Annotated in this window: 19 protein-coding genes; 4 read left to right on the top strand and 15 right to left on the bottom strand. The window is 69.3% G+C overall.

From position 1 onward, the window contains the following. Positions 1–46 precede the first annotated feature (46 nt). The 15 genes from QTI20_RS14915 to QTI20_RS14845 form a co-directional block, all read right to left on the bottom strand. Positions 47–670: a sugar dehydrogenase complex small subunit gene (locus tag QTI20_RS14915; RefSeq protein ID WP_286551992.1), complete on the bottom strand. Its 624-nt coding sequence runs from the start codon at positions 668–670 to the stop codon at positions 47–49. Between the two features lie 58 nt (positions 671–728). After that, positions 729–2150, bottom strand: coding sequence for an MFS transporter (locus tag QTI20_RS14910; protein ID WP_286551990.1), 1422 nt, complete (start codon positions 2148–2150; stop codon positions 729–731). After that, positions 2147–3415, bottom strand: a complete 1269-nt coding sequence (locus QTI20_RS14905) for an MFS transporter (protein WP_286551988.1) — start codon at positions 3413–3415, stop codon at positions 2147–2149. The genes QTI20_RS14910 and QTI20_RS14905 overlap by 4 nt, the downstream gene beginning before the upstream one ends. 113 nt (positions 3416–3528) lie before the next feature. Continuing rightward, a complete protein-coding gene (locus tag QTI20_RS14900) occupies positions 3529–5010 on the bottom strand; it encodes a heavy metal sensor histidine kinase (RefSeq protein WP_286551986.1) in 1482 nt (493 codons plus the stop codon). Next, positions 5007–5705 (bottom strand): heavy metal response regulator transcription factor, encoded by a 699-nt coding sequence (locus QTI20_RS14895; protein WP_183024115.1) that lies wholly within the window; start codon positions 5703–5705, stop codon positions 5007–5009. The genes QTI20_RS14900 and QTI20_RS14895 overlap by 4 nt, the downstream gene beginning before the upstream one ends. Beyond that, complete coding sequence (locus tag QTI20_RS14890) at positions 5702–8869, bottom strand: efflux RND transporter permease subunit (RefSeq protein WP_286551981.1); 3168 nt, start codon at positions 8867–8869, stop codon at positions 5702–5704. The genes QTI20_RS14895 and QTI20_RS14890 overlap by 4 nt, the downstream gene beginning before the upstream one ends. Beyond that, the gene (locus QTI20_RS14885; RefSeq protein WP_286551979.1) at positions 8866–10047 is read right to left on the bottom strand and encodes an efflux RND transporter periplasmic adaptor subunit; all 1182 of its coding nucleotides are present in this window, start codon (positions 10045–10047) and stop codon (positions 8866–8868) included. The genes QTI20_RS14890 and QTI20_RS14885 overlap by 4 nt, the downstream gene beginning before the upstream one ends. Positions 10048–10051: 4 nt before the next feature. Then, the gene (locus QTI20_RS14880; RefSeq protein ID WP_286551978.1) at positions 10052–11587 is read right to left on the bottom strand and encodes an efflux transporter outer membrane subunit; all 1536 of its coding nucleotides are present in this window, start codon (positions 11585–11587) and stop codon (positions 10052–10054) included. Between the two features lie 74 nt (positions 11588–11661). Then, positions 11662–12354, bottom strand: a complete 693-nt coding sequence (gene urtE / locus QTI20_RS14875) for an urea ABC transporter ATP-binding subunit UrtE (protein ID WP_286551977.1) — start codon at positions 12352–12354, stop codon at positions 11662–11664. A 633-nt stretch (positions 12355–12987) separates the two neighbouring features. Further along, positions 12988–13860, bottom strand: coding sequence for an urea ABC transporter ATP-binding protein UrtD (gene urtD / locus QTI20_RS14870; protein WP_286551975.1), 873 nt, complete (start codon positions 13858–13860; stop codon positions 12988–12990). Then, positions 13857–15071 (bottom strand): urea ABC transporter permease subunit UrtC, encoded by a 1215-nt coding sequence (gene urtC, locus QTI20_RS14865; RefSeq protein WP_286551974.1) that lies wholly within the window; start codon positions 15069–15071, stop codon positions 13857–13859. The genes urtD and urtC overlap by 4 nt, the downstream gene beginning before the upstream one ends. Beyond that, entirely contained in the window at positions 15068–16615 is a 1548-nt protein-coding gene (gene urtB, locus QTI20_RS14860) for an urea ABC transporter permease subunit UrtB (protein WP_286553425.1), read from the bottom strand. The genes urtC and urtB overlap by 4 nt, the downstream gene beginning before the upstream one ends. Positions 16616–16799: 184 nt before the next feature. After that, positions 16800–18068 carry an urea ABC transporter substrate-binding protein gene (gene urtA / locus QTI20_RS14855; protein WP_286551972.1) on the bottom strand — a complete coding sequence of 423 codons (1269 nt, stop codon included), beginning with the start codon at positions 18066–18068 and terminating at the stop codon, positions 16800–16802. A gap of 145 nt (positions 18069–18213) precedes the next feature. Beyond that, positions 18214–19026: a putative hydro-lyase gene (locus tag QTI20_RS14850; protein WP_286551970.1), complete on the bottom strand. Its 813-nt coding sequence runs from the start codon at positions 19024–19026 to the stop codon at positions 18214–18216. A 33-nt stretch (positions 19027–19059) separates the two neighbouring features. Continuing rightward, positions 19060–19695, bottom strand: coding sequence for a GntR family transcriptional regulator (locus tag QTI20_RS14845; RefSeq protein WP_286551967.1), 636 nt, complete (start codon positions 19693–19695; stop codon positions 19060–19062). A 192-nt stretch (positions 19696–19887) separates the two neighbouring features. Here QTI20_RS14845 and QTI20_RS14840 point away from each other — a divergent pair, with 192 nt between their 5' ends. From QTI20_RS14840 to QTI20_RS14825, 4 genes are all read left to right on the top strand, one after another. After that, positions 19888–21075: a M24 family metallopeptidase gene (locus QTI20_RS14840; protein ID WP_286551964.1), complete on the top strand. Its 1188-nt coding sequence runs from the start codon at positions 19888–19890 to the stop codon at positions 21073–21075. A gap of 63 nt (positions 21076–21138) precedes the next feature. Beyond that, positions 21139–22188 (top strand): TRAP transporter substrate-binding protein, encoded by a 1050-nt coding sequence (locus tag QTI20_RS14835; RefSeq protein WP_286551962.1) that lies wholly within the window; start codon positions 21139–21141, stop codon positions 22186–22188. Between the two features lie 7 nt (positions 22189–22195). Next, positions 22196–22834, top strand: coding sequence for a TRAP transporter small permease subunit (locus QTI20_RS14830; RefSeq protein ID WP_286551960.1), 639 nt, complete (start codon positions 22196–22198; stop codon positions 22832–22834). After that, positions 22831–24114: a TRAP transporter large permease gene (locus QTI20_RS14825; RefSeq protein ID WP_286551958.1), complete on the top strand. Its 1284-nt coding sequence runs from the start codon at positions 22831–22833 to the stop codon at positions 24112–24114. Before QTI20_RS14830 ends, QTI20_RS14825 begins: the two co-directional genes overlap by 4 nt. The last annotated feature ends 67 nt before the right edge of the window (positions 24115–24181 follow it).

Below are 24181 nucleotides of genomic sequence, written 5' to 3'. Positions count from 1 at the left end.
GTGTTGTTCTGGGGGGGATGGGCGAAGCGGGTGAGGCGCGCGGCGGCTACTGGCTGCGCATCACCGGCGGCGGCGGCGGCTTGGGCTTGGCCTGCGCGGCCTGCTGCGGTGTCGGCACGCCGACCTCGGGCGGCGCCGCGGTCCACCACAGCGGCCCTTCGTTGCAGTAGGTCGGCACCGAGAGGCCGTCGGCCACCGGCCGGTACATCAGCGCCTGCTCGTAGGCCACGACGGTGGTGGCGGGGCCCGCGGTCACGGTGCCCGTGTACCAGGCCGCGACCACGGCCAGTGCCGCGTCGCGCAGGCCCGCGCCCGAGGCCGCGGCCAGCAGTGCATCGGGCGCCATGCCGGGCTGGACCAGGCCGGCCAGCGTCTCGGCCTGCGTGGCGAAGGCGCCGTCGCCCTGCACCATCGCCTCGCGGATGCGGCCGGCGGTCACGGCGTCGATGTCCGCGTGGCCGGTGATGGCCTGGGAGAAGGCGAAGAAGCGCGCGACGGCCGCGGCATCGACCGCGGTGCCGGTCGTCGCCGCAGCCGCCGCCGCGGGCGGCGTCACGCCGCCCGCGGGCCAGCCCAGCAGCGAGGTGGATGCGACGGCGGCCGCGGCCAGCACGGCCTCGCGGCGCGTGAACCGCGCGGGGCCCGAAGGCGGGGTGTTCTCGGGGGTCATGGGCTTCTCCTCTGTGGCCTCGCGAAAAAAGAAAGGGCGCGATGTCGCGCCCACGAAATCAGCTCGGCCGTGCGAGAGGTCGGCGCACTTCGTCGCCCGCATCGCGCGCCAGCCGGCGCACGTCGAACAGCGGCAGCAGCGCCAGCACGCCGATCACGGCGAAGGCGATGCGGAACTCGTCGAGCGCCAGCGCCGAGCCGGGGCTGCCGTGGCCGCCCAGCAGCAGCGCGGCCAGTTGCAGGGCCAGCGCGCCGATCGCGATGCCCATGCCCAGCGCCATCTGCTGCAAGGTGTTGAACAGGGTGTTGGCGCCGCTCATGCGCGGCTGCGGCACGTCGGCGAAGGCCAGCGACGCGAGCGCGGTGAACTGCATCGAACGCGCCAGGCCGCTCACGAAGAGCACGGCCGCGATCACCGGCACCGGCGTGGCGGGCGACATCAGCGCACAGGCGAAGATGGCGGCCGCATTGATCAGCCCATTGACCAGCAGCACCTGGCGGAAACTGAAGCGGCGCAGCACCGGCCCGGTCATGGGCTTCATCGCGATGTTGCCCGCGAACACCGCGAGCACCAGCAGGCCGGCCTCGAAGGCGTTCAGCCCGAAACCGAGCTGGAACATCAGCGGCAGCAGGAAGGGCACGGCGCCGATCGCGATGCGGAACATCGAGCCACCATACACCGTGACCGCGAAGCTGGGCACGCGCAGCGCCCACAGGTCGACCATCGGATGCGGATGGCCGCGCGCATGCCGCACCGCCAGCACGCCCAGCACCAGCGCGGCCGCCGCGCTGCCCGCGGCCGCCAGGCCCTCGCCGCCATGGCTCAGCAGTTCGACTGCGGCCATCAGCGCCAGGCAGGCGCCGCTGGTGAACACGAAGCCGCCGAAGTCGAAGGGCCGGCGCGTCTCGGCCTGGCCCTTGGGGATCAGCAGCATCGCCGCCACCAGGCCCAGCAGGCCCAGCGGCACGTTGAGAAAGAAGATCCAGTGCCACGACCAGTGGGTGGTGATGAAGCCGCCCACGGGCGGCCCGAGCACCGGCGCCGCGAGCCCGGGCCAGGTGATGGTCGCGATGGCCCGCATGAGCTGCGGCTTGGGCGTGTTGCGCAGCACCACCAGGCGGCCCACCGGCACCATCATCGCGCCGGCCGCGCCCTGCAGCACGCGCGCCGCGGTGAAGCTGGCGAGGTCGGTGCTCAGCCCACAGAGGATGGAGGCCAGCGTGAACAGCACGATGGCGGCGGCGAACACGCGCCGCGCGCCGAAGCGGTCGGCCACCCAGCCGCTGGCCGGGATCAGCACCGCCAGCGTGAGCACATAGGCCGAGACGCCGATGCTCATGGCCACCGGCGCCACGCCGAAGGATTTCGCCATCTGCGGCAGCGCGGTGACGATCACCGTGCCGTCGAGGTTCTCCATGAAGAAGGCCGCCGCCACCAGCCACGGCAGGGCCGCGGGCGAAGCGGCCTTCTTCAGGTTCATGCGCGTTCCGCGGCGACCGTGCCGACCGTGGGGGCGGCGCTCCGCCGCTCGGCCTTGAGCGACCAGGCGAAGATGCCCAGCCCGGCCAGGCCCAGCAGCGCGCCGACCCAGCCGGTGGAGGTCCAGCCCAGGCCGGCCGTGATGGCCACGCCGCCCAGCCAGGCGCCCAGCGCGTTGGCGGTGTTGAAGGCCGAGTGGTTGAGCGCGGCGGCCAGCGTCTGCGCCTCGCCCGCCACGTCCATCAGCCGGATCTGCAGCGGCGCGCCGATGGCCACGATGGTGCCCAGCAGGAAGGTGGCGAGCGCCGCCGTGGCCACGTGGTGGGCCGCGAACACGAAGCCGGTCAGCACCAGCACCGACCAGACCAGCAGGCCGCCGATGGTGCGCATCAGCGACTTGTCGGCCAACCGCGAGCCGACGATGTTGCCCGTGACCATGCCCAGGCCGAACAGCGCCAGCACGAAGGGCACGCCGCCCAGCGGCAGGCCCGCAACCTCGGTCAGCGTGGGCTTGATGTAGCTGAACACCGCGAACATGCCGCCGAAGCCGATGGCGCCGATGCCCAGCGTGAGCCAGACCTGCGGCCGGCGCAGCGCGTCGAGTTCGCGCATCGGGCTGGCGCCGGAGGCGGCCGGCATGTCGGGCACGCCGCGGCGCAGCATGGCCATCGCCAGCAGCGCGATCAGGCCGACGAAGACGAAGGCCGCGCGCCAGCCGAAGACCTGGCCCAGCCAGGCCGCGATGGGCACGCCCACCAGCGTGGCGCCGGTGAGCCCCAGCATCACCAGCCCGACCGCGCGGGCGCGCTGCCCCGGCGGCGCGAGCGTGGCCGCCACCAGCGCGGCCACGCCGAAGTAGGTGCCGTGCGGCAGCCCGGTGAAGAAGCGCAGCAGGTTGAGCGAGCCGTAGCCCGGCGCCAGCGCCGAGGCGAAGTTGCCCAGCGCATAGACGCCCATCAGCGCGATCAGCAGCGCGCGGCGGTTCCAGCCCGCGGCCAGCACCGCCAGCACCGGCGCGCCGATCACCACGCCCAGCGCATAGGCGCTGATCACGTGGCCGGCCTGCGGGATGGTGGTGCCGATGTCCTTCGCGACCTCGGGCAGCAGGCCCATGATCACGAACTCGCCGGTGCCGATGGAGAAGCCGCCGATGCCCAGCGCCAGCACGGCGCGCAGCAGGGTGCGGTCGCGCGCGGCGTCGGACACCGCGGGCAGGTCGTTCGGGGCGGCGCCGTCGGCGGGCGTGGGGGCGGTCACGGAGCTCATCTTCAATCGTTGTGTCGGTGGTCCCCGCCGGCAGTGCCTCGGCCCGCGAACGTGGCGTCGGCGAAGGCGACGGGCACGCGGCGTGCGGCCGGCCTTTTCGGCGGGATGGGTAGTTACCCTAGGTTCCCAACCGTATCACGAGCCGGCCGATCCTGCAGCGGACCCGGTATTTCCCGAGCGCCCGCCTGCGCCGCTGCCTCCTCGCCGTCCGGCCCCGGCCGGCGCGACACGCTGAAGCCGAAGGTGTTGACGCCGCCCTGGCTGCGGACGCCGACCTGCCCGCCGTGCATCGCCGCCACCGCCTTCACGATCGCCAGGCCCAGGCCGTGGCCATGGTGCTCGCCCTGGCCGCGGCGCGATTCGTCGACCCGGTAGAAGCGGTCGAACAGCTGGCCGATGTGGGCCGGCGCGATCGGCTCGCCCGGGTTCGACACCCGGATCCAGGTGGCTTCGGCCTGTTCGTCCAGCGCGACCGACACGTCGGCGCCCGCCGCCGAATGCTCGATCGCGTTCTGCAGCAGGTTCGACATCGCGCGCCGGAACAGCGCGCTCTCGATGCGCGCCGCGGCCGCCAGGTCGCCCTCGATGCGCACCTTCACGCCCTTGTCGTCGAGCACGAACTCGAAGAACTCGATGGTCTTGCGCACCTCCTCGGCGATGGGCACCCGCACCAGGCCGGTGGCCAGCTCGCCGCGGTCGGCGCGGGCCAGGAACAGCATGTCGTTGACGATCGAGCGCAGCCGCTCCAGGTCCTCGAGGTTCGAGGCCAGCACCTCCTGCAGCTCGGGCGCAGGCCGCTGGCGCGAGAGCGCGACCTGGGTGCCGCCGATCAGGTTGGCCAGCGGGGTGCGCAGCTCGTGCGCCACGTCGGCGTTGAAGGCCTCGAGCTGCGCATAGGCCTGCTCGAGCCGGGCCAGCGCGCCGTTGAAGGCCTCGGCCAGCGCCGAGAGCTCGACCGGCAGCGCCTCGGCCTGCAGCCGCTGCGACAGCGTCTTGGGCCGCAGCGCCTGCGCCTCCTGCGACAGGCGTTGCAGCGGGCGCAGCCCGAGCCGCGCGATCCAGTAGCCCGCCAGCGCCACCACCAGCACCGAGCCCAGGCCCAGCGCGACCAGCGCGCTCAGGAAGGTCTCGCGGGTGCGCGCATAGGGCTCGGAATTGCGCCCGACCACCAGCCGCACCGCCGGCCGGCTCTCGAAGGGCGGGATGTGGACCGACAGCGTGCGGAAGGGCCGCTCCTGGCCCGGCAGCATCACGTCGCTGCTGCGGCCGTTGGCCTCGCGCACCAGGCCGTCGATCTCGGCCAGGCCCTTGCCGTACTGGAAGCGCGGGTCGTCGCTCAGCACCCAGAAGCGCACGCTTCCGTCCTCGGGCGTGAGCGCGTCCATGCGGGCCTGCACCCGCGCCCAGCGCTCGGGCGTGCCGATCGACTGGATCCAGAACTGCAGGCTCTTGAGCGTGGTGTCGAGCTCCTCGTACTGGTGGCGCTCCAGCTCGCGCGTGAGCACGCCCTGCAGCGCCGCGCCGACCAGCGCGAAGGTCGCGAGCGAGGCCGCGACGAACATGCACACCAGCCGCGCGGTGATCGAGCGCTTCATGGCGCCGCGCCCTCCTCCGCGCGCAGTTCCAGCACATAGCCCATGCCGCGGATGGTGTGCAGCAGCTTGGGCGAGGAGGCCGCGAAGGGCACGTCGATCTTGTCGCGCAGCCGCTTGATCGCCACCTCGACCACGTTGGTGTTGCTGTCGAAGTTCATGTCCCAGACCAGCTCTGCGATGGCCGTCTTCGACAGGATCTCGCCCTGGCGCCGCGCCAGCACCGCCAGCAGCGCGAACTCCTTGGCCGTGAGGTCGATGCGCGTGCCGCCGCGGAAGGCCTTGCGGCCCAAGAGGTCGATCTGCAGGTTGGCGATGCGCAGCTGCATCGGCTCCTGGGTGCGGCCGCGCCGGTTGAGCGCCTGCAGCCGCGCCAGCAGCTCCAGAAAGGAGAAGGGCTTGATCAGGTAGTCGTCGGCGCCGTCGTGCAGGCCCTTGATGCGGTCTTCCACGCTGTCGCGCGCGGTCAGCATGATCACCGGCGTCTGCTTGACCGTGCGCAGCGCGCGCAGCACCGAGAAGCCGTCGAGGCCGGGCAGCATCGCGTCGAGCACGATCACGTCGTAGTCGTGCTGCAGCGCCAGGTGCTGGCCGTCCAGGCCGTTGTGCGCCATGTCGACCGCGCAGCCCTGCTCGGTCAAGCCCTTGTGCAGGTAGTCGGCGGTCTTGAGCTCGTCCTCGACGATCAGGATCTTCATGGCGTGGCCGCGGCCTCCCCTGGTTCCGTGCGGGCGGCCTTGCGCGCGGCGCGCGCCTCCTTGCGGCGCTGGAACCAGAAGTGGGCTCGGTCGAGGTAGAGGTAGACCACGGGTGTCGTGAACAGGGTGAGTGCCTGCGACAGTATCAGACCGCCGACCATCGCGTAGCCCAGCGGCCGGCGCAGTTCCGAGCCCGAGCCGTGGCCCAGCATCAGCGGCAGGCCCGAGAGCAGCGCGCACATGGTGGTCATCATGATCGGGCGGAAGCGCAGCAGGCAGGCCTGGTAGATCGCCTCCTGCGGCGCCATGCCCTGCTCGCGCTCGGCCTTGAGCGCGAAGTCGATCATCATGATGCCGTTCTTCTTCACGATGCCGATCAGCAGGATGATGCCGATCAGCGCGATCACGCTCAGGTCGTAGCCGCCGGCCATCAGGATCAGCAGCGCGCCCACGCCGGCCGAGGGCAGCGTCGAGAGGATGGTCAGCGGATGGATGTAGCTCTCGTAGAGCAGGCCCAGCACGATGTACACCGCCACCAGCGCCGCCGCGATCAGGTAGGGCTGCGAGGACAGCGAGTCCTGGAAGGCCTGGGCCGTGCCCTGGAAGGCGCCGCTGAGCGACTGCGGCAGACCCATCTCGGCCTGGGCCTTGTTGATCGCGTTGACCGCATCGCCCAGCGCATGGCCCGGCGCGAGGTTGAAGGAGATCGTCACGGCCGGGAACTGGCCCTGGTGGTTGATCGCCAGGTAGGCGTTGCGGCTGGTGTCGACCTTGACGAAGGTCGACAGCGGCACCTGCTGGCCGGTCAGCGGCGAGTTCAGGTAGAGCTTGCCGAACAGCGACGGATCCTGCTGCAGCGCGGGCATGACTTCCAGCACCACGTGGTAGCTGTTGAGCTGCGTGAAGTACTGGGCCACCTGGCGCTGGCCGATCGCGTCGTAGAGCGTGGCGTCGATGGTGGCCGGCGTGATGCCGAAGCTCGCGGCGCGGTCGCGGTCGATGGTCAGCACGGCCGAGGCGGCCGCGTTCTGCTGGTCCGAGGCCAGGTCGGTGAGCTCGGGCAGCTCGCGGAAACGCTGCAGCAGCTTGGGCGCCCAGGTGTTGAGCTCGTCGAGGTTGGAGTCGGTCACCGTGTACTGGTACTGGGTGCGCGAGGCCCGCGCACCCACGCGGATGTCCTGGCCCGCCTGCAGGAACAGGTTCACGCCCTGCACCTTGGCCAGCTGCGGCCGCAGCCGCGCGATGATCTCGTCGGCGGTGGCGGTGCGGCCGGCTTCCTTGGACTTGAGGCTGATGAAGAAATTGCCGCTGTTGAAGGTCGACGAGCTGCCGTTCATGCCGAAGCCGGTCACGTCGGGGTCCTGGCGCACCACGTCGGCCAGCGCCACCATGCGCCTGTTCATCGAGACGAAGGAGCTGTCCTGCGCCGACTCGGCGAAGCCGGAGATGAAGCCGGTGTCCTGCTGCGGGAAGAAGCCCTTGGGAATGACCACGAACAGGAAGCCCGTGGCCGCCACCGTGGCGATGAACACCATCAGCGTGAGGAACTGGTGGCGCAGCACCAGGTGCAGGCCGCGCTTGTAGCCGCCCAGCATCGCGTCGAAGCCGCGCTCGAACAATTGGTAGAGCCGGCCGTGCCGGCGCGCATGCTCGTTCTTGAGGAAGCGCGAGCACAGCATGGGCGTGAGCGTGAGCGAGATCACCACCGACACCACGATGGTCAGCGTCACCGTGACCGCGAACTCGCGGAACAGCCGCCCGACGATGCCGCCCATCAGCAGCAGCGGGATGAACACCGCGATCAGCGACACCGAGATCGAGATGATGGTGAAGCCGATCTCGCTCGCGCCCTTGTAGGCGGCCTCCAGCGGCGACAGGCCCTCTTCCACGTAGCGGTAGATGTTCTCCAGCATCACGATCGCGTCGTCGACCACGAAGCCCACCGCGATGGTCAGCGCCATCAGCGACAGGTTGTCCAGGCTGTAGCCCAGCAGGTACATCACCGCCACCGTGCCCAGCAGCGCCAGCGGCACGGTCACGCTGGGGATCAGCGTGGCCGGCACGTTGCGCAGGAACACGAAGATCACCGCCACCACCAGCGCGATGGTCAGCAGCAGCGTGAACTCCACGTCCTTGACCGAGGCGCGGATGGTCTCGGTGCGGTCGATGATGGCGTTGACCTCCACCGTGGGCGGAATCGAGGCCTTGAGCTTGGGCAGCGCCGCGTTGATGCGGTCCACCGTCTCGATCACGTTGGCGCCCGGCTGCTTGGTGATGGCGAGCACGATCGAGCGGCCGTTCTGCACCGTGCTGCCCTGGGGCGCGGCGGCGCCGGCATAGGCCCAGCCGGCGATCTTCGCGTTTTCTGGGCCGTCGACCGCCACGCCCAGGTCGCGCACGCGGATCGGCGCGCCGTTGCGGTAGGCCAGGATCACGTCGTTCCACGGCCCGGCCTTGAGCAGCTGGTCGTTGGTGTAGACCGTGAAGCTCTGGTCGACGCCGTCGATCGTGCCCTTGGGCTGGTTGACGGTGGCCGAGGCCAGCACCGTGCGCACGTCCTCCAGGCTCAGCCCGAGCGCGGACAGCTTGGCCGGATCGAGCTGCACCCGCACCGCGGGCTTCTGCACGCCGCCGATGTTGACCAGGCCCACGCCGGAGATCTGCGAGATCTGCTGCGCGAGGATGTTGTCGGCGTAGTCGTTGACCTCGGTCAGCGGCAGCGTCTTCGACTGCACGGCCAGGATCAGGATCGGCGAGTCGGCCGGGTTCACCTTGCGGAAGGTCGGCGGGCTCGGCAGGTTGGCCGGCAGCTGGCCGGTCGAGGCGTTGATCGCGGCCTGCACGTCGAGCGCGGCCGCATCGATGCTGCGGTCGAGGTCGAACTGCAGCGTGATCTGCGTGGAGCCCAGGCCGCTGGTCGAGGTCATCTGCGACAGCCCCGCGATCAGCGAGAACTGCCGCTCCAGCGGCTGCGCCACGTTCGAGGCCATGGTCTCCGGACTGGCGCCGGGCAGCGAGGCCGAGACCTGGATGGTCGGGAAGTCGACCTGCGGCAGCGGCGCCACCGGCAGCAGCGGGAACACCGCCGCGCCGACCAGCAGGATCGCCAGCGCCAGCAGCGTGGTGCCGATCGGGCGCTTGATGAAGGCGGCGGAGATGCTCAATTGCGGCTCCCGCTGGCAGGCTTTGGGGGCTCGACGACAGTGACGCCGGGCTTGAGCTTGTACTGCCCGTCGGTCACCACCCGCTGGCCGGCCACCAGGCCCTTGTCGACCACGGCCGTGCCGTCGGCGATCTGCACCACGTGCACGGCCACGTTCTGCGCCTTGTCCTCGGCATCGACCGCCCAGACGTAGGTGTTGTCCTGGCCGCGCTGGATGGCGGCGGCGGGCACGGTGAGCGCATCGGGCCGGCGGTCGAGCTGCAGCCGCACGTTCACGTACTGGCCGGGCCACAGCGTGTGCTGCGGGTTGGCGAAGCTGCCCTTGAGCTGCACGGTGCCGCTGCCGGTGTCGATCTGGTTGTTCAGCAGGATCAGCTTGCCGGTGCCCAGCAGCTGCGTGCCGGCGCGGTCATAGGCCACCACCGCCAGCGGCTGCGCGCTCTGCTGCTGCTGCGCGCGGTGGATGTCCTGCACCGCATCCTCGGGCAGCGTGAACTGCACCGCGATGGGGTCGATCTGGTTGATCACCACCAGCCCGTTGGTATCGGCCGCGTGCACGATGTTGCCCGGGTCCACCAGCCGGGCGCCCGCGCGCCCGTTCATGGGCGAGGCGATGCGCGTGAAGCTCAGCTGCACCTGGGCGTACTGCACCTGCGCGGCATCGCTCTGCACCGTGGCCTCGAGCTGGTGCACCAGCGCCTTCTGCGTGTCGACCTGCTGCTGCGTGGCCGCGTCCTGCCCGAGCAGCGTGGTGTAGCGCTGGAGGTCGGCGCGCGCGTTCGCGAGCTGGGCCGCGTCCCGGGCCCGGGTGGCCTGCGCCTGCGCGAGCTGGGCCTGCAGGGTGCGCGGATCGAGCTGCGCCAGCAGCTGGCCGGCCTTCACGTCCTGCCCCTCGACGAAGCCGACCTTGTCGAGCTGGCCGTCGATGCGCGCCCGCACGGTCACGGTGGCCATCGAGGCGACGGTGCCGATGCCCGAGCGATAGACCTGCACGTTCTGCGGCGTCACGCGCGCGGTGCTGACCTGCACCGGCGGCGGCGCCTTGGGGGCCTCGGGCTTGGCGGCATGGGCGGCCTGGTGCGTGAGCGCCCAGGCCCCGCCGCCCAGCAGCAGCACGAGCGCGGCGGCCGCGAGCCCGGCGGTTCGGCGAGGAGGAGTGGCGGTGTCGGCGGTCGTCATGGCATCAGTTCCCGGAAGTCTTCGGTGCGGCGGCCACGGCGGTGGCGTCGGCGGCGTTCCAGCCGCCGCCCGTGGCCGCGATCAGCGACACGCTGGCGGCCAGCTGGCGGCCGAGCACCTGCGCGGCGGTGCGCTGGTTGGTGAGCGAGAGGGTCTGCGCCGTCACCACGCTCAGGTAGGTGGCGGTGCCCGCGCGGTACTGGCTCAGCGCCAGCCGCTCGGCGAGCTGCGCGGCGCGCACGGCGTCGGCCTGCAGCGCGGATTCGCGCTCGAGCACGCGCAGCGTGGCCAGGTTGTCCTCCACCTGCTGGAAGCCCCCGAGCACGGTCTGCTTGTATTGCGCGACCGAGGCGTCGTAGGCGGCCACGGCCTGGTCGGTGTGCGCCTTGCGCAGGCCGCCATCGAACACCGTCTGCGCCAGCGCCGCGCCCAGCGACCAGACGCGGCTGGGCGTGTCGAACAGCGTGGCCAGGCCGGCGGCGCTGAAGCCGCCGCTGGCGCTGAGCACGATCTGCGGGAAGTACGCGGCCTTGGCAACACCGATGTTGGCGTTGGCGGCCTGCACGCGGCGCTCGGCACCGGCGATGTCGGGGCGGCGTTCCAGCAGTTCCGAGGGCAGGCCGGCGGGCGTGACCGGCAGCTGCACGCGCAAGGCGGCGGAAGAAGACAGCGTCTCGGCGGTCGGCGGCTGCGCTGACGCGGCCAGCGGTGCCAGCGAGAAGGCGGCGGGCGCCTGCCCCGTGAGCACCGCGATCGCATGCTCGAGCTGCGCGCGCTGGGCTTCGAGGTCCACGGCCTGGGCCTGCGCGGTCCTGAGCTGGCTTTCGGCCAGCGCCACGTCGGAGCGCAGCACGGTGCCGGCGGCGTACTGGTGCTGCGTGAGCTCGAGCGCCCTGGCATAGGCCGCGGTGGTGCTGGCGTAGAGGTCGCGCTGCAGGTCGATCACGCGCACCTGCAGGTAGTCCTGCGCGAGCGTGGTCTGGATGCTCAGGCGCGCGCCCGCCAGGTCGTCGGCACTGGCCTGCTCGCTGGCGCTGCCGGCCTCGACCGAACGGCGCACGGCGCCCCAGAGGTCGGGCTCCCAGCTCGCACCCAGGCCCAGGGTGTCGGTGGTGCCGAGCCGGACGGCGCCGGTGCTGTTGGTCTGTGCGCGGCTGGCGCCGGCGTTGAGGCCGACGCTGGGGAAGAAGTTCGCCCGCGCCGCCGCGGTGATGGCCTGCGCCTGGCGGTACTGCGCCTCGGCCACGCGCAGGTTCTGGTTGGCCGCGTTGGCCTGCACGATCAGCGCACCGAGCACGGGGTCGCCGTAGGCCTCCCACCAGGGATGGCTGGCGTCGACGGCCTGCGGGGCCGCGGTCTTCCAGGGGCCGCCGCTTTCCTTGTAGGCCACCGGCAGGTCCATCGGCGGGCGGACATAGTCGGGGCCGACCGCGCAGCCGGCCAGCAGCAGCGTCGCCAACGCGAGCAGGCTCAGCGTCGCTGGCGGGGAACGGAGAAGGCGCGCCGGTCGTCGCGCGCGTGCTGCATCGGATGCGTCCATGGTGGATGCACTCTAGGCACCCGCCACAGACCGCACGCTGTCGGATTCATGACGGTTCTGTCAGTTTGGGCGCCTCAGATCGCGACCAGCTGGCGCACGCCGTCGGCTTCCATGTCCTTGCCCAGCCCGCGCGCGATCACCTCGCCGCGCTCCATCACCAGGTAGTCGTCGGCCAGTTCCTGCGCGAAATCGTAGTACTGCTCGCACAGCACGATCGCCATGTCGCCGCGGTCGGCCAGCATGCGGATCACGCGACCGATGTCCTTGATGATCGAAGGCTGGATGCCCTCGGTGGGCTCGTCGAGGATCAGCAGCTTGGGCTTCGGTGCCAACGCACGCGCGATGGCGAGCTGCTGCTGCTGGCCGCCGGAGAGGTCGCCGCCTCGGCGGTGGATCATCTGCTGGAGCACGGGGAAGAGCTCGAACAGCTCCGAGGGGATCGGGGTGCTGCCGCTCTTGTAGGCCAGGCCCATGCGCAGGTTCTCCTCGACCGTGAGGCGGGCGAAGATTTCCCGTCCCTGGGGGACGAAGCCCATGCCGGCCCGGGCTCTGTCATAGGGCGTCTTCTTCTGGATCGGCTGGCCGTCGAATTCGATGCTGCCGCTCTTGATGGGAACCAGGCCCATCAGGGATTTCAGCAGCGTGGTCTTGCCGACGCCGTTGCGGCCCAGCAGGACGGTGACCTTGCCGAGCCGGGCTTCAAAGCTGAGGTCGCGGAGGATGTGGGAGCCGCCGTAGTACTGGTGGATGTTCTTTACCGTGAGCATTCTTGTGCCTCTGCGCTTTGTTTGAGGGCGGGGCCGGGTCTCGCCCCGGCGGGCGACTCACTTTCTTTTGCTTCGCCAAAAGAAAGTAAGCAAAGAAAAGGCGACCCTGCTGTCTGCGTCCCTCCGCTTCGCTGCGGGCAACCTGCGGTGCTCGCGGTTCGCGGGGTCTCGCTCGAACTCGCTTCGCTCAGACAATCGCGAGCCCTGATCCGCGAACCGCGGCGCTCCTCGGCGCAGCCAGAAGGGATTGGGGAGATGAACGGGCCATCGCTTCGCTCGGCCCGACGAAACACAAGAACAACAAGCCCCAGCGCTGTAGGCGCAACGCGCCTGCAGCGCGTTGTGGGCCGAGCGAAGCAAAGGCCCGAGCGGTCTTCAAGCCCCTCTGGATGCGCTGAGGAGCGGAGCGTTTCGCGGATCAGGGCTCGCAGTTGTTTGAGCGAAGCGAGTTCTGCGAGACCCCGCGAAACGTGAGCACCGCAGGGTGCCCTGGAGCGAAGCGGAAGGGTCGCAGACGGTGGGGTCGCCTTTCTTTTGCTTACTTTTCTTTGGCGAAGCAAAGAAAAGTGAGTCGCCCGCCGGGGCGAGTCCCGGCCCCTGCCTTCGATCACGCGCAAAGCAACCATCGACATATCAACGACCAAGATAAACCTCGATCACCCGCTCATCCCCCTGCACCTCATCCAAAGTCCCCTGCGCCAGCACAGACCCATCGCACAACACCGTCACGATCTCCGAAATCGTCCGGATGAAGCTCATGTCGTGCTCCACCACCATCAGCGAGTGCTTGCCCTTCAAGGTGAGGAACAGCTCCGCGGTCCGCGCCGTCTCCTCGTCGGTCATCCCCGCCACCGGCTCGTCGAGCAGCAGCAGCTTCGGGTCCTGCATCAGCAGCATGCCGATCTCCAGCCACTGCTTCTGTCCGTGGCTCAGGTTCCCCGCCATGCGCGACACGCTGTCCGCGAGGTGGATGGTCTCCAGCACCTCGGCCAGCCGATCGCTCTGGGCCGAATCGAGCCGGAACCGCATCGACTGCCGCACGCCCTTGTTCGTCTTCAAGGCGAGTTCGAGGTTCTCGAACACCGTGAGCTGCTCGAACACCGTCGGCTTCTGGAACTTGCGGCCGATGCCCAGTTGCGCGATGTCGGCTTCCTTGTGACGCAGCAGGTCGATGGTGCTGCCGAAAAACACCGTGCCCGAGTCGGGCCGGGTCTTGCCGGTGATGATGTCCATCATCGTGGTCTTGCCCGCGCCGTTGGGGCCGATGATGCAGCGCAGCTCGCCCGGCGCGATGTCCAGGCTCAGCTTGTTGATCGCCTTGAAGCCGTCGAAGCTCACGCACACGTCTTCGAGGTACAGGATGCGGCCGTGCGTGAGGTCGACCTCGCCCGGCGTCGCATGGCGGCCGAAGTCCGCCGCGCGGCCGCCCGATTCGGTCTGGCCCGGCGCCGGGCCATGGACCTTGGCGATGCGCTGCGCGCCCGCTTCCATCAGGTCGGGGGTCATGCGCGGGCTCCTTCGGGGGTGGCGACAGTGGGTGAAGGCAGGGCCGCGGGCTCGACGCCTTCGGACGCGGCCAGCGCGCGCTGCGCCTCGAGCCGGCCGTCGCTGGGGGATTTTTCCTTCGCGCGCCACTTGCGCACCAGGCCCACGATGCCGTTGGGCAGGAACAGCGTGACGGCGATGAACAGCGCGCCGAGGAAGTAGAGCCAGTACTCGGGATAGGCCACCGTGAGCCAGCTCTTCGCGCCGTTGACGATGAAGGCGCCGAGGATCGGCCCGATCAGCGTGGCGCGGCCGCCGACCGCGGCCCAGACCGCGATCTCGATCGAGTTGGCCGCGCTCATCTCGCCCGGGTTGATGATGCCCACCTGCGGCACGTAGAGCGCGCCCGCCACGCCGCACATGATGGCCGAGATGACCCAGATCGTGAGCTTGTAGGGCAGCGGGTTGTAGCCCGAGAACATCACGCGCGTCTCGGCATCGCGAATCGCCTGCAGCACGCGGCCGAACTTGCTGCGGACCAGCCACTGGCTGAACAGGAAGAAGCCCAGCAGCGTCAGGCCGGTGAGCACGAACAGCGTCATGCGCATGCCCTGCGTGGCGATCGGGATGTCGAGGATGCGCTTGAAGTCGGTGAACCCGTTGTTGCCGCCGAAGCCGGTCTCGTTGCGGAAGAACAGCAGCATCGCGGCGAAGGTCATGGCCTGCGTGATGATCGAGAAGTACACGCCCTTGATGCGCGAGCGGAAGGCGAAGAAGCCGAACACGAAGGCGATCAGGCCGGGCACCGCGACGATCAGGATCAGCGTCATCACGAAGCTGCCCGAGAAGGTCCAGTGCCAGGGCAGCGTCTTCCAGTCGAGGAAGACCATGAAGTCGGGCAGATCGCTCTTGTAGTTGCCGTCGGTGCCGATCTGGCGCATCAGGTACATGCCCATCATGTAGCCGCCCAGCGCGAAGAACATGCCGTGGCCCAGCGACAGGATGCCGGTGTAGCCCCAGATCAGGTCCATGGCCAGCGCGCAGATGGCATAGCACATGATCTTGCCGAGCAGCGCGACCGCGTAGTCGCTCATGTAGAAGGCGCTCTCGCGCGGCACCACGAGGTTGAGCAGCGGCGCGAGCGCGCACACCACGATCAGCGCGACGAAGAAGGCCGTCCAGCCCTTGCGGCTCAGCAGCGGGCCTTTGGTGGGAAGAGTGATCTTGCTCATGCCTCGGCGCTCCGGCCCTTCATGGCGAAGATGCCTTGAGGACGTTTCTGAATGAAGATGATGATGAAGACCAGCACCGCGATCTTCGCGAGCACCGCGCCGGCCCAGCCTTCGATGAACTTGTTGAGGATGCCCAGGCCCATGGCCGCGTACACCGTGCCGGCGAGCTGGCCCACGCCGCCCATCACCACCACCATGAAGGAGTCGACGATGTAGCTCTGGCCCAGGTCGGGGCCGACGTTGCCGATCTGGCTCAGCGCGCAGCCCGCCAGGCCCGCGATGCCCGAGCCCAGCGCGAAGGCGTAGGTGTCGATGCGCGCGGTGTTCACGCCCATGCACGAGGCGATCGGCCGGTTCTGCGTGACGCCGCGCACGAACAGGCCGAGCCGCGTGCGGCCGATGAGCCAGCCCATGGCCAGCAGCACCAGGCCCGCGAAGATCACGATGCAGATGCGGTTCCAGGGCAGGGTCACGTTGCTCAGCATGTTGAAGCCGCCGCTCATCCAGGCGGGGTTCTCGACGCCCACGTTCTGCGCGCCGAACAGCGTGCGCACCAGCTGCTGCAGCATCAGGCTGATGCCCCAGGTGGCGAGCAGGGTCTCGAGCGGCCGGCCGTAGAGGAAGCGGATCACGCCGCGCTCGAGCACCGCGCCGACCAGCGCCGACACCAGGAACGAGACCGGGATCGCCGCCACCAGATAGAAGCCGAAGGCCGACTCGGGCAGGTACTTCTGGAACAGGCCCTGCATCACGTAGGTGGCGTAGGCACCGATCATCATCAGCTCGCCGTGCGCCATGTTGATCACGCCCATCAGCCCGTAGGTGATGGCCAGGCCCAGCGCGGCCAGCAGCAGCACCGAGCCCAGGCTGATGCCGCTGAACACCGCATTGATGCGGTCGCCCCAGACCAGCGCGCCGTCGATGCTGGCGATGGAGGCGGCGATGGCGCTCTTCACGCCCGCGTCGGTCTCGTCGGCCAGGCGCTGGTTGAGCAGCAGCTTGGTGTCGGGGCTCTTGCGTTCGGCCAGGGCCTGGGCCGCGGCGATGCGCCGAGCCGGATCGGCGCTGTTGAGCGTGGAGGCCGCGCGCACCAGCTCGAGCTGCGCCTTGATGGCGGGGTTGGTTTCGGCGGCGAGCGCCTTCTCGACCGCCGGCAGCCGCGATTCGCTGGGCTCCTTGAGCAGGCCCTGCGCGGCTTCGGCGCGCACCTTGTCGTCCTTGCTGCCGAGTTGCAGCACGGCCTGCGCGGCGTCGAAGGCGCCGCGCATCATGTTGTTGTTGACCACGTCCTCGGCGGTGTCGGGCACCTTGAGCTCTGCGCCGGTCACGGGGTCGTAGCCCTTGTCGTCTTTCATCACGAAGACCTTGTCCTCGGTGAACTTGACCGCGTCGTCGGCCATGGCCTGGATGAAGGCGGCCGTCTTCTCGTCGGCCGTGAGCACGGCCTTGTCGAGCGCGGCGATCCGGGCCTCGGTGTCGCCGGAGGCGATGGCCCGGGCTTCGTCGGCGGTCAGCGCGTGGGCGGCCGATGCCATGAAGAGCATGGCGGCGAAGGCGCTGTGGAGGGTTCGTCGAAGCATCATGAGACTGGAAGTTGGGTTGGCTCCCTCCCCTTCCGGGGGGAGGGTTGGGGTGGGGGCACGCGGCGCCTGGACAAGCGCAGTGCTCGAATCGACCGCCGTCAGCCCTCACCCCTGCCCTCCCCCGGCGGGGGAGGGAGATACGCACTTACATCGACTTGCCGGCAGGCTGGTCCGGCTTTTTGTCGTTGCCTTCGATGTACGGGCTCCATGGCTTGGCCTTGACCGGGCCCGGCGTCTTCCACACCACGTTGAACTGGCCGTCGGCCTTGATCTCGCCGATGAACACGCTCTTGTGCAGGTGGTGGTTCTTCTCGTCCATCTTCGAGACGATGCCCGAGGGTGCGTTGAAGGTCTGGCCCGCCATGGCGGCGATCACCTTGTCGGTGTCGGTGGACTTGGCCTTCTCCACCGCCTGCTTCCACATGTGGATGCCGATCCAGGTGGCTTCCATCGGATCGTTGGTCAGCGGCTTGTCCATGTGGCCCGGGATCTTCTTGGCCTTGGCGTAGTCGCTCCACTGCTTGATGAAGGCGGTGTTGGTCGGGTTCTTGATCGACATGAAGTAGTTCCATGCGGCCAGGTGGCCCACCAGCGGCTTGGTGTCGACGCCGCGCAGCTCTTCCTCGCCGACCGAGAAGGCGACCACCGGCACGTCCTTGGCCTTGAGGCCGGCGTTGCCCAGTTCCTTGTAGAAGGGCACGTTGGAGTCGCCGTTGATGGTCGACACCACGGCCGTCTTGCCGCCGGCCGAGAACTTCTTGATGTCGGCGACGATGGTCTGGTAGTCGCTGTGGCCGAAGGGGGTGTACTTCTCGTCGATGTCGCTGTCCTTCACGCCCTTGCTCTTGAGGTAGGCGCGCAGGATCTTGTTGGTGGTGCGGGGGTAGACGTAGTCGGTGCCCAGCAGCACCCAGCGCTTGGCGCCGCCGCCTTCCTTGCTCATCAGGTAGTCGACCGCCGGAATGGCCTGCTGGTTGGGCGCGGCGCCGGTGTAGAACACGTTCTTCGACAGCTCCTCACCCTCGTACTGCACGGGGTAGAACAGCAGGCCGTTCATTTCCTCGACCACCGGCAGCACCGACTTGCGCGACACCGAAGTCCAGCAGCCGAAGATCACCGAGACCTTGTCCTGGCCCAGCAGCTGCTTGGTCTTCTCGGCGAACAGGGGCCAGTTGGAGGCCGGGTCGACGATCACGGGCTCGAGCTGCTTGCCCATCACGCCGCCCTTCTTGTTGATGTCCTCGATGGCCATCAGCACCGTGTCCTTCAACACGGTTTCGGAGATCGCCATCGTGCCCGACAGCGAGTGCAGCACGCCGACCTTGATGGTGTCGGCGGCGAAAGCGGGCACAGCGGAGAGGCTGGCCAGCGCGACGGCGGCGGTGAGCGCCTGGAGGGTGAAACGGCGTTGCATGGTGACTTCTCCTCGGAGTTGGACTTGGGAACCCTTGCCGCCCTCGGCATGAGGGTCGGCACTGGGAGCAAGTCTCTTCGTCGCGGGAGAAGGGGGAAATACGCCGGGTGGCGTACACGCGGGCCGGCGGCGCCGCGTTCGCCGTTCAGGCGAAGGGCAGTTCGCTGTTGCGCAGGTCGGTGATCAGCATGTGGCCCGGCGCATGCGTGATGCAGAAGGCCGGCCTGGCGGCCATCACGATCGCCTGCGGCGTCACGCCGCAGGCCCAGAACACGGGCAGTTCGTCGTCCATCACCTCGACGGCGTCGCCGAAGTCGGGCGCGCCCAGGTCCGCGATGCCGATGAGGGCCGGGTCGCCGATGTGCACCGGCGCGCCGTGCACGCGCGGCGTGCGCGCCGTCACGAGCACCGCCTTGATCGCATCCGCGGCCTTCATCGGCCGCATCGACACCACCATCGGCCCATGGAAGGCGCCGGCGGGCACGGTGGCGATGTGGGTCTTGTACATCGCCACGTTGCGGCCCTGCTGGACGTGCCGCAAGGGGATGCCCGCCTCCATGAGGCCATGCTCGAAGGAGAAGGAACAGCCGAGCACGAAGCTCACCAGGTCGTCGCGCCACAGGGCGCGGATGTCGGGGATGCCGTCCTCGGCCAGCACGCCGTCGCGGTAGACGCGGTAGGCCGGCACATCGGTGCGGATGTCGAGGTCGTGCCCCAGGGTCGGCAGCAGCGGCACGCCCACATCGGACACCGCCAGCAAGGGGCAAGGCTTCGGGTTGGCCTGGCAGAAGCGCAGGAAGTCGGCCGCCTGCGCCGCCGGCAGGATCACGACATTGCCCTGCACGTGGGCCGGCGCCAGCCCGCTGGTGTGGGTCGTCCACTCGCCGCGGCGGATGGCCTGGCGCGCGGCCGCCGCGCTGTCGAAACGCTGCCCGGCGCTCGGGGTCGAAGAAGTCATGGCAAGGGGGTCCGGGGAAGATTCGGAAGGGGCTCAGCGGCGCTGCAGCAGCGAGCGCCTGAAGGATTCGATGTGCGACTGCACCGCCCGCGTCGCGGCCTCGGCGCTGCCCTGCGCGAGGCCGGCGATGATGTCCTGGTGCTCGGCGCTGACCTCGGCCAGATGGCCTTCGGCCGACAGCGAGATGGCCCAGAAGCGCTGCGAGCGCGCGTGCAGCACCTTGAGGATCTCGATCAGCACCTGGTTGCGCGAGGCGGCCGCCACCGCCTCGTGGAACAGGCGGTCGCAATTCATGATGCGCGTCATGTCGCGCTGGGCCACGGCGGCATCGAAGCGATCGGCCATCGCGCGGATCCCGGCGAGTTCGGCGGCCGTCATGCGCACCGCTGCCAGCTGCACGCACAGGGCTTCGTTGACCTGGCGCACGTCGATCAGGTCCAGCGCCTCGTCGATCGACAGCGGCGACACCATCACGCCCTTGCGCGGAATGATCTGCACCAGCCCCTCGGTGGACAGCCGGTGCAGCGCGTGGTTGATCGGCGTGCGGCCGAGCCCCAGCCCGTCCATCAGCGCCGCGGTGTTGAGGTAGTCGCCGGGCTTGTAGACCAGCGTCGTCAAGCGCTCCTTGAGCAGCACGTAGGCCTGCTCGTTCTGGGAGACATCCGCCACGGGCACGGCGGCCGGGGGGCGGGGCTTGCGGGGACGCGAGGTGACGGACACGGGACTTCCGGGGCAAAAGGAGGAACTGTAGCGCAGCTCAGATATTGGCATGAAATTCGCTTGGTATCACGTTAATACTGATGTGAAATTTCACAGTAACATTAAAGTCACGCTCCTGCCCTCGAACCGTTTCCGCCGCCCATGACATCCCGCTCGCCTTCCCTCAGCCGCTTCGCCGTCCCTTGCGCCGCACGGCGCCAGGCCCTGCTGGCGCAGGCGGCGCGGGAGGGCCTGCAGGGCGTGCTGGTGTTCGGACACGGCAGCAGCCTGGGCGCGGGCACGCGCTCCCATGGCGCCCTGCGCTACCTCACGCAATGGGACGGGCACGAGGCCATGTCGCTGCTGGTGTGCACCGCATCGGCGTGCACGCTTCTGGTCGGAAGCCCCTTTCTGGTGCCGCTGGCCCGGCAGCAGCACCCCGAGTTCGTGGTGATCGACGCCGCGCCCGCCACCTGGGGCGCGCGCCTGCCGGCGCTGCTGGGCGCTGCGCAAGGCGTGGCGACGGTCGGCTTCGACGACATGCCGCGGGCCGCCTGGGCGCCGCTGCAAGCCGAACTCGCGGCCTGCACGCTCCGGCCCCTCGACGGCTGGCTGGACACGGCCCGCAGCGTGCTGGACGGCGCACAGGAAGCGGCGCACCGCGAGGCGGCCACGTTGTGCGATCGCCTGTTCGAGGCCCTGGGCCCGGCGCTGCGGCGCGGCCTGCCGGCCTGGCGCATCCAGCTCGCGCTGTCGCAGTTGGCGCTCGAACACGGCGCCGACTACTGCCGCACCTGGCTGACCGCCATGCCGCAGGCCGACTATCCGCGCTACTGGAAGGAAGAGTGCCTGCGCGTCCCGCAAGCCGGCGACCAGGTGCTGTTCGGCATCATGCTGACGGTCGACGGCCACTGGGGCCACGGCATCCGCATGGGACACCGGGGCGTGCCGGGGCCGGAACTGGCGCGCCTGCATGCACGCACCTCGGCGGCGATGGCGGCCGGACTCGACGCCCTGCGCTGCGGCACGCCACTCGACGCGGTCGAGGCCGCCATGCAGGCAAGGCTGCCGATCGGCGACGGCGGCAGCACGCATTTCCGCTACGGGCACGGGCTGGGCCATTCCTACGAAGAGGCGCACGCGACCCGGGCCTTTCCGCAGTGGTTCGGCGCCGCGACGCCGGCGGCGGCCCCGGCACCGCCGGCCCGCGCCGGCATGCTGCTCGAACTGCATCCGAACCTTTTCGTGCCCGGCCTCGGCGGCGCGGCCCTCGGCGAGATGGTGCTGCTCCACGAAGACCGCGCCGAATGCCTGCTCTCCTTCCCCCGTGAACTGGCGGACTGGTCATGACCCGTCCGCCGGCCCTCTTTTCCCGTCCTTTCCCTTTTGCTTTCCCACCCAGGAGTCTTTGAAATGAAGAAGCGATTCGCCCTCTCCCTGCTGCTGGCCGCGGCCACCGGCTTCGGCGCCGCCCAGGCGCAGGAACTGCCCAAGACCTCGCTGAAGATCGTCGGCGGCCTGAGCAACCTCAGCGCCTACAACGACTACGAAAAGCCGTTCTGGCTCAAGACCATCCCCGAGCTGTCGAAGGGCCAGGTCACGGCGGACATCAAGGGCTTCAACGAGATGGGCTTGAAGGGCCCCGAACTCATGCGCCTGATGTCGCAGGGCGTGATCGAATTCGGCACCGCCACGCTGTCGTACTTCGCCAGCGACAACCCCATCAACGAAGCCATCGACCTCGCCGGCCTGGCGCCCGACGTCAAGACCGCGCGCGAGGTGACCAATGCCTTCGCGCCGGTCTACGCCAAGTTCTACGACGAGGGCTCCAACGCCAAGGTGCTGGGCTTCTCGACCTACCCCGCGCAGGTGCTGTTCTGCAATGCGCCCATCGCCGGCCTGGCCGACCTGAAGGGCAAGAAGGTCCGCACCAGCAGCCGCACGCAGGCCGAGTTCGTCGAGGCCCTGGGCGGCACGGGCGTCACCATGGCCTTCGGCGAAGTGGTGCCGGCGCTGCAGAACAAGGTGGTCGATTGCGCCATCACCGGTTCGCTGTCGGGCTACTCGGCCAAATGGTACGAGGTGTCGACCCACCTGGTCGCGCTGCCGATCAACTGGAACCAGCAGGTCCACGCGGTCAACAAGAAGACCTGGAACAACCTCAAGCCCGAAGTCCGCGCCTTCCTCGAGACCAACGTCAGGAAGTTGACCGACGACATCTGGAAGGCCGCCGCCGAACAGACCCAGCAGGGCTACGACTGCAACACCGGCGCCGCTGCCTGCACGCTGCCGGTCAAGGGCAAGATGACCCTGGTGACGCCGAGCGCGGCCGACAAGGTGCTGCTGAAGAAGGTGCTCGACGAGAGCGTGCTGCCGAAGTGGGCCGCCCGCTGCTCGGCCGCCTGCGTGACGAGCTTCAACGACACGATCGGCAAGGTCGTGGGCCTGACCGCACGGAAGTAAGCCGAGCATGCAAGGCGTAGATTCCTCATTGCAGGCCGACCGCTTCGCGGGCCTGGGGCGCATCCTGCGCAGCGCCGAAGCGCTGTCGCTGGGCGCCGTCTGGGTCGGCGGCGCGCTGACCATCGGCAGCGTGCTGCTCATTTCCTTCGACGTGCTGGCGCGCAAGTTCCTGGGCTTCACCACCGGCGGGGCGGACGAGCTGTCGAGCTACGCCTTCGCCATCAGCACGTCGTGGGCGCTGGCCTTCGCCACGCTGCAGCGCGCCAACGTGCGCGTCGACGTGCTCTATGCGCTGCTGCCCACGCGCCTGTCGGCGGTGCTCGACTGGGTGTCGCTGGTGGCGCTGGGCGTGTTCATGGCCTTCCTGACCTGGTATGCCTACGACGTGGTCGGCACCTCGTGGGCCCAGAAGTCGACCGCCAACACCACGCTCGCCACGCCGCTGTGGATCCCGCAGGGCCTGTGGCTGCTCGGGCTCGGCTGGATGTGCATCGTGCTCGCCGTGATGCTGCTGCGCGCCTCGCTGGCACTCGTCACGGGTGACATCGCACGCGTCAAGGCGCTGTGCGGCGTGCGCTCCGCGCAGGAAGAGGCCGACGAGGAAGCCGCCACCGGCGAGCGTCTGGTCCGGGAGGCATCGGCATGATCGCGACCGCTCTCGTCCTGCTGCTGGTGCTCATCGGCATCAGCATCCCCGTGGGCGCCGCGCTCGGCGTCCTCGGCCTCGTCCTCGATCCGCTGTACTCCATGCTGCCGCTGTCGCGCGCGCTGGGCGAGCTGTCCTGGAGCGCCAACAACGAGTTCCTGATGGTGGCGATCCCGCTGTTCATCATGCTCGGCGAGGTGCTGCTGCGGGCCGGCTTCGCCGAACGCATGTACGGCGCGATGAGCCTGTGGCTCTCGTGGCTGCCGGGCGGCCTGATGCACGCCAACATCGGCGCGTCCACGCTGTTCTCGGCCACCTCGGGCTCCAGCGTCGCCACGGCGGCGACGGTCGGCACGGTGGCCATCCCGCAGATCAAGCGCTATGGCTACAACGAGCCGCTGTTCCTCGGCAGCCTGGCCGCCGGCGGCACGCTGGGCATCCTGATCCCGCCCTCGATCAACCTGGTGATCTACGGCGTGCTGACCAACTCGTCGGTGCCCAAGCTGTACCTGGCCGGCATCATCCCCGGCTTCGCGATGGCGGCGCTGTTCATGCTGATGATCATCGTGGCCTGCGTGATCAAGCCGTCGTGGGGCGGCAAGAAGATCCACGCCAGCTGGGGCCAGCGCCTCGCGAGCCTGGTGCACCTGGCACCGCCGATGGGCATCTTCCTGCTGGTGGTGGGTTCGATCTACGCCGGCCTGGCGACGCCGACCGAAGCCGCGGCGCTGGGCGTGCTGGGAGCCTTCATCCTGGCCGCCTGCTACGGCAAGCTGACCTGGTCCATGCTGCGCGAGTCGATCGAAGGCACGATGCGCTCGACCGCGATGATCATGCTGATCGTCATCGCCGCCAGCTTCCTGAACTTCGTGATGTCGGCCACCGGCCTGACCACCGCGCTGACCAGCTCGATCCAGGGCCTGGGCCTGTCGCCGGGCTGGATGCTGCTGGTGGTGGTGGTGTTCTACCTGGTGCTCGGCTGCTTCATGGAGACGCTGTCGATGATGATCACGACGATCCCGATCGTCGCGCCCATCATGATCGCGCTGGGCTACGACCCGATCTGGCTGGGCATCGTGATCATCGTGCTGGTCGAGGCCGCGCTGATCACGCCGCCGGTGGGCCTGAACCTCTTCGTCGTGCAGAGCCTGCGCAAGTCCGGCTCCATGACGGCGGTCATCGTCGGCTCCCTGCCCTTCGTGTTCGCGATGTTCCTGATGCTGATCCTGCTGGCGGCGTTCCCGGGCCTGGCCCTGTGGCTGCCGCAGCTGTTCGGCTGATCGCCTCGCCGCACTTTCCATTGCGCCGGTCGAGCGCCGCATCCGCGGCGGCCGGCGCCCTTCCCCT

Origin of the sequence: Variovorax sp. J2P1-31, from assembly GCF_030317215.1 — a bacterium.
Taxonomy (GTDB): Bacteria; Pseudomonadota; Gammaproteobacteria; order Burkholderiales; family Burkholderiaceae_C; genus Variovorax.
This window is presented reverse-complemented; position numbering and strand designations above follow the sequence as displayed.

What these genes read in the sequence shown, in the direction of transcription:
- QTI20_RS14825 (WP_286551958.1), top strand. Translation starts at nt 22,831, where the DNA reads ATGATCGCGACCGCTCTCGTCCTGCTGCTGGTGCTCATCGGCATCAGC.
- urtC (WP_286551974.1), bottom strand. Translation starts at nt 15,071, where the DNA reads ATGAGCAAGATCACTCTTCCCACCAAAGGCCCGCTGCTGAGCCGCAAG.
- QTI20_RS14905 (WP_286551988.1), bottom strand. Translation starts at nt 3,415, where the DNA reads ATGAGCTCCGTGACCGCCCCCACGCCCGCCGACGGCGCCGCCCCGAAC.
- QTI20_RS14830 (WP_286551960.1), top strand. Translation starts at nt 22,196, where the DNA reads ATGCAAGGCGTAGATTCCTCATTGCAGGCCGACCGCTTCGCGGGCCTG.
- QTI20_RS14835 (WP_286551962.1), top strand. Translation starts at nt 21,139, where the DNA reads ATGAAGAAGCGATTCGCCCTCTCCCTGCTGCTGGCCGCGGCCACCGGC.
- urtB (WP_286553425.1), bottom strand. Translation starts at nt 16,615, where the DNA reads ATGCTCTTCATGGCATCGGCCGCCCACGCGCTGACCGCCGACGAAGCC.
- urtD (WP_286551975.1), bottom strand. Translation starts at nt 13,860, where the DNA reads ATGACCCCCGACCTGATGGAAGCGGGCGCGCAGCGCATCGCCAAGGTC.
- QTI20_RS14900 (WP_286551986.1), bottom strand. Translation starts at nt 5,010, where the DNA reads ATGAAGCGCTCGATCACCGCGCGGCTGGTGTGCATGTTCGTCGCGGCC.
- urtA (WP_286551972.1), bottom strand. Translation starts at nt 18,068, where the DNA reads ATGCAACGCCGTTTCACCCTCCAGGCGCTCACCGCCGCCGTCGCGCTG.
- QTI20_RS14840 (WP_286551964.1), top strand. Translation starts at nt 19,888, where the DNA reads ATGACATCCCGCTCGCCTTCCCTCAGCCGCTTCGCCGTCCCTTGCGCC.
- QTI20_RS14850 (WP_286551970.1), bottom strand. Translation starts at nt 19,026, where the DNA reads ATGACTTCTTCGACCCCGAGCGCCGGGCAGCGTTTCGACAGCGCGGCG.
- urtE (WP_286551977.1), bottom strand. Translation starts at nt 12,354, where the DNA reads ATGCTCACGGTAAAGAACATCCACCAGTACTACGGCGGCTCCCACATC.
- QTI20_RS14915 (WP_286551992.1), bottom strand. Translation starts at nt 670, where the DNA reads ATGACCCCCGAGAACACCCCGCCTTCGGGCCCCGCGCGGTTCACGCGC.
- QTI20_RS14880 (WP_286551978.1), bottom strand. Translation starts at nt 11,587, where the DNA reads ATGGACGCATCCGATGCAGCACGCGCGCGACGACCGGCGCGCCTTCTC.
- QTI20_RS14895 (WP_183024115.1), bottom strand. Translation starts at nt 5,705, where the DNA reads ATGAAGATCCTGATCGTCGAGGACGAGCTCAAGACCGCCGACTACCTG.
- QTI20_RS14910 (WP_286551990.1), bottom strand. Translation starts at nt 2,150, where the DNA reads ATGAACCTGAAGAAGGCCGCTTCGCCCGCGGCCCTGCCGTGGCTGGTG.
- QTI20_RS14885 (WP_286551979.1), bottom strand. Translation starts at nt 10,047, where the DNA reads ATGACGACCGCCGACACCGCCACTCCTCCTCGCCGAACCGCCGGGCTC.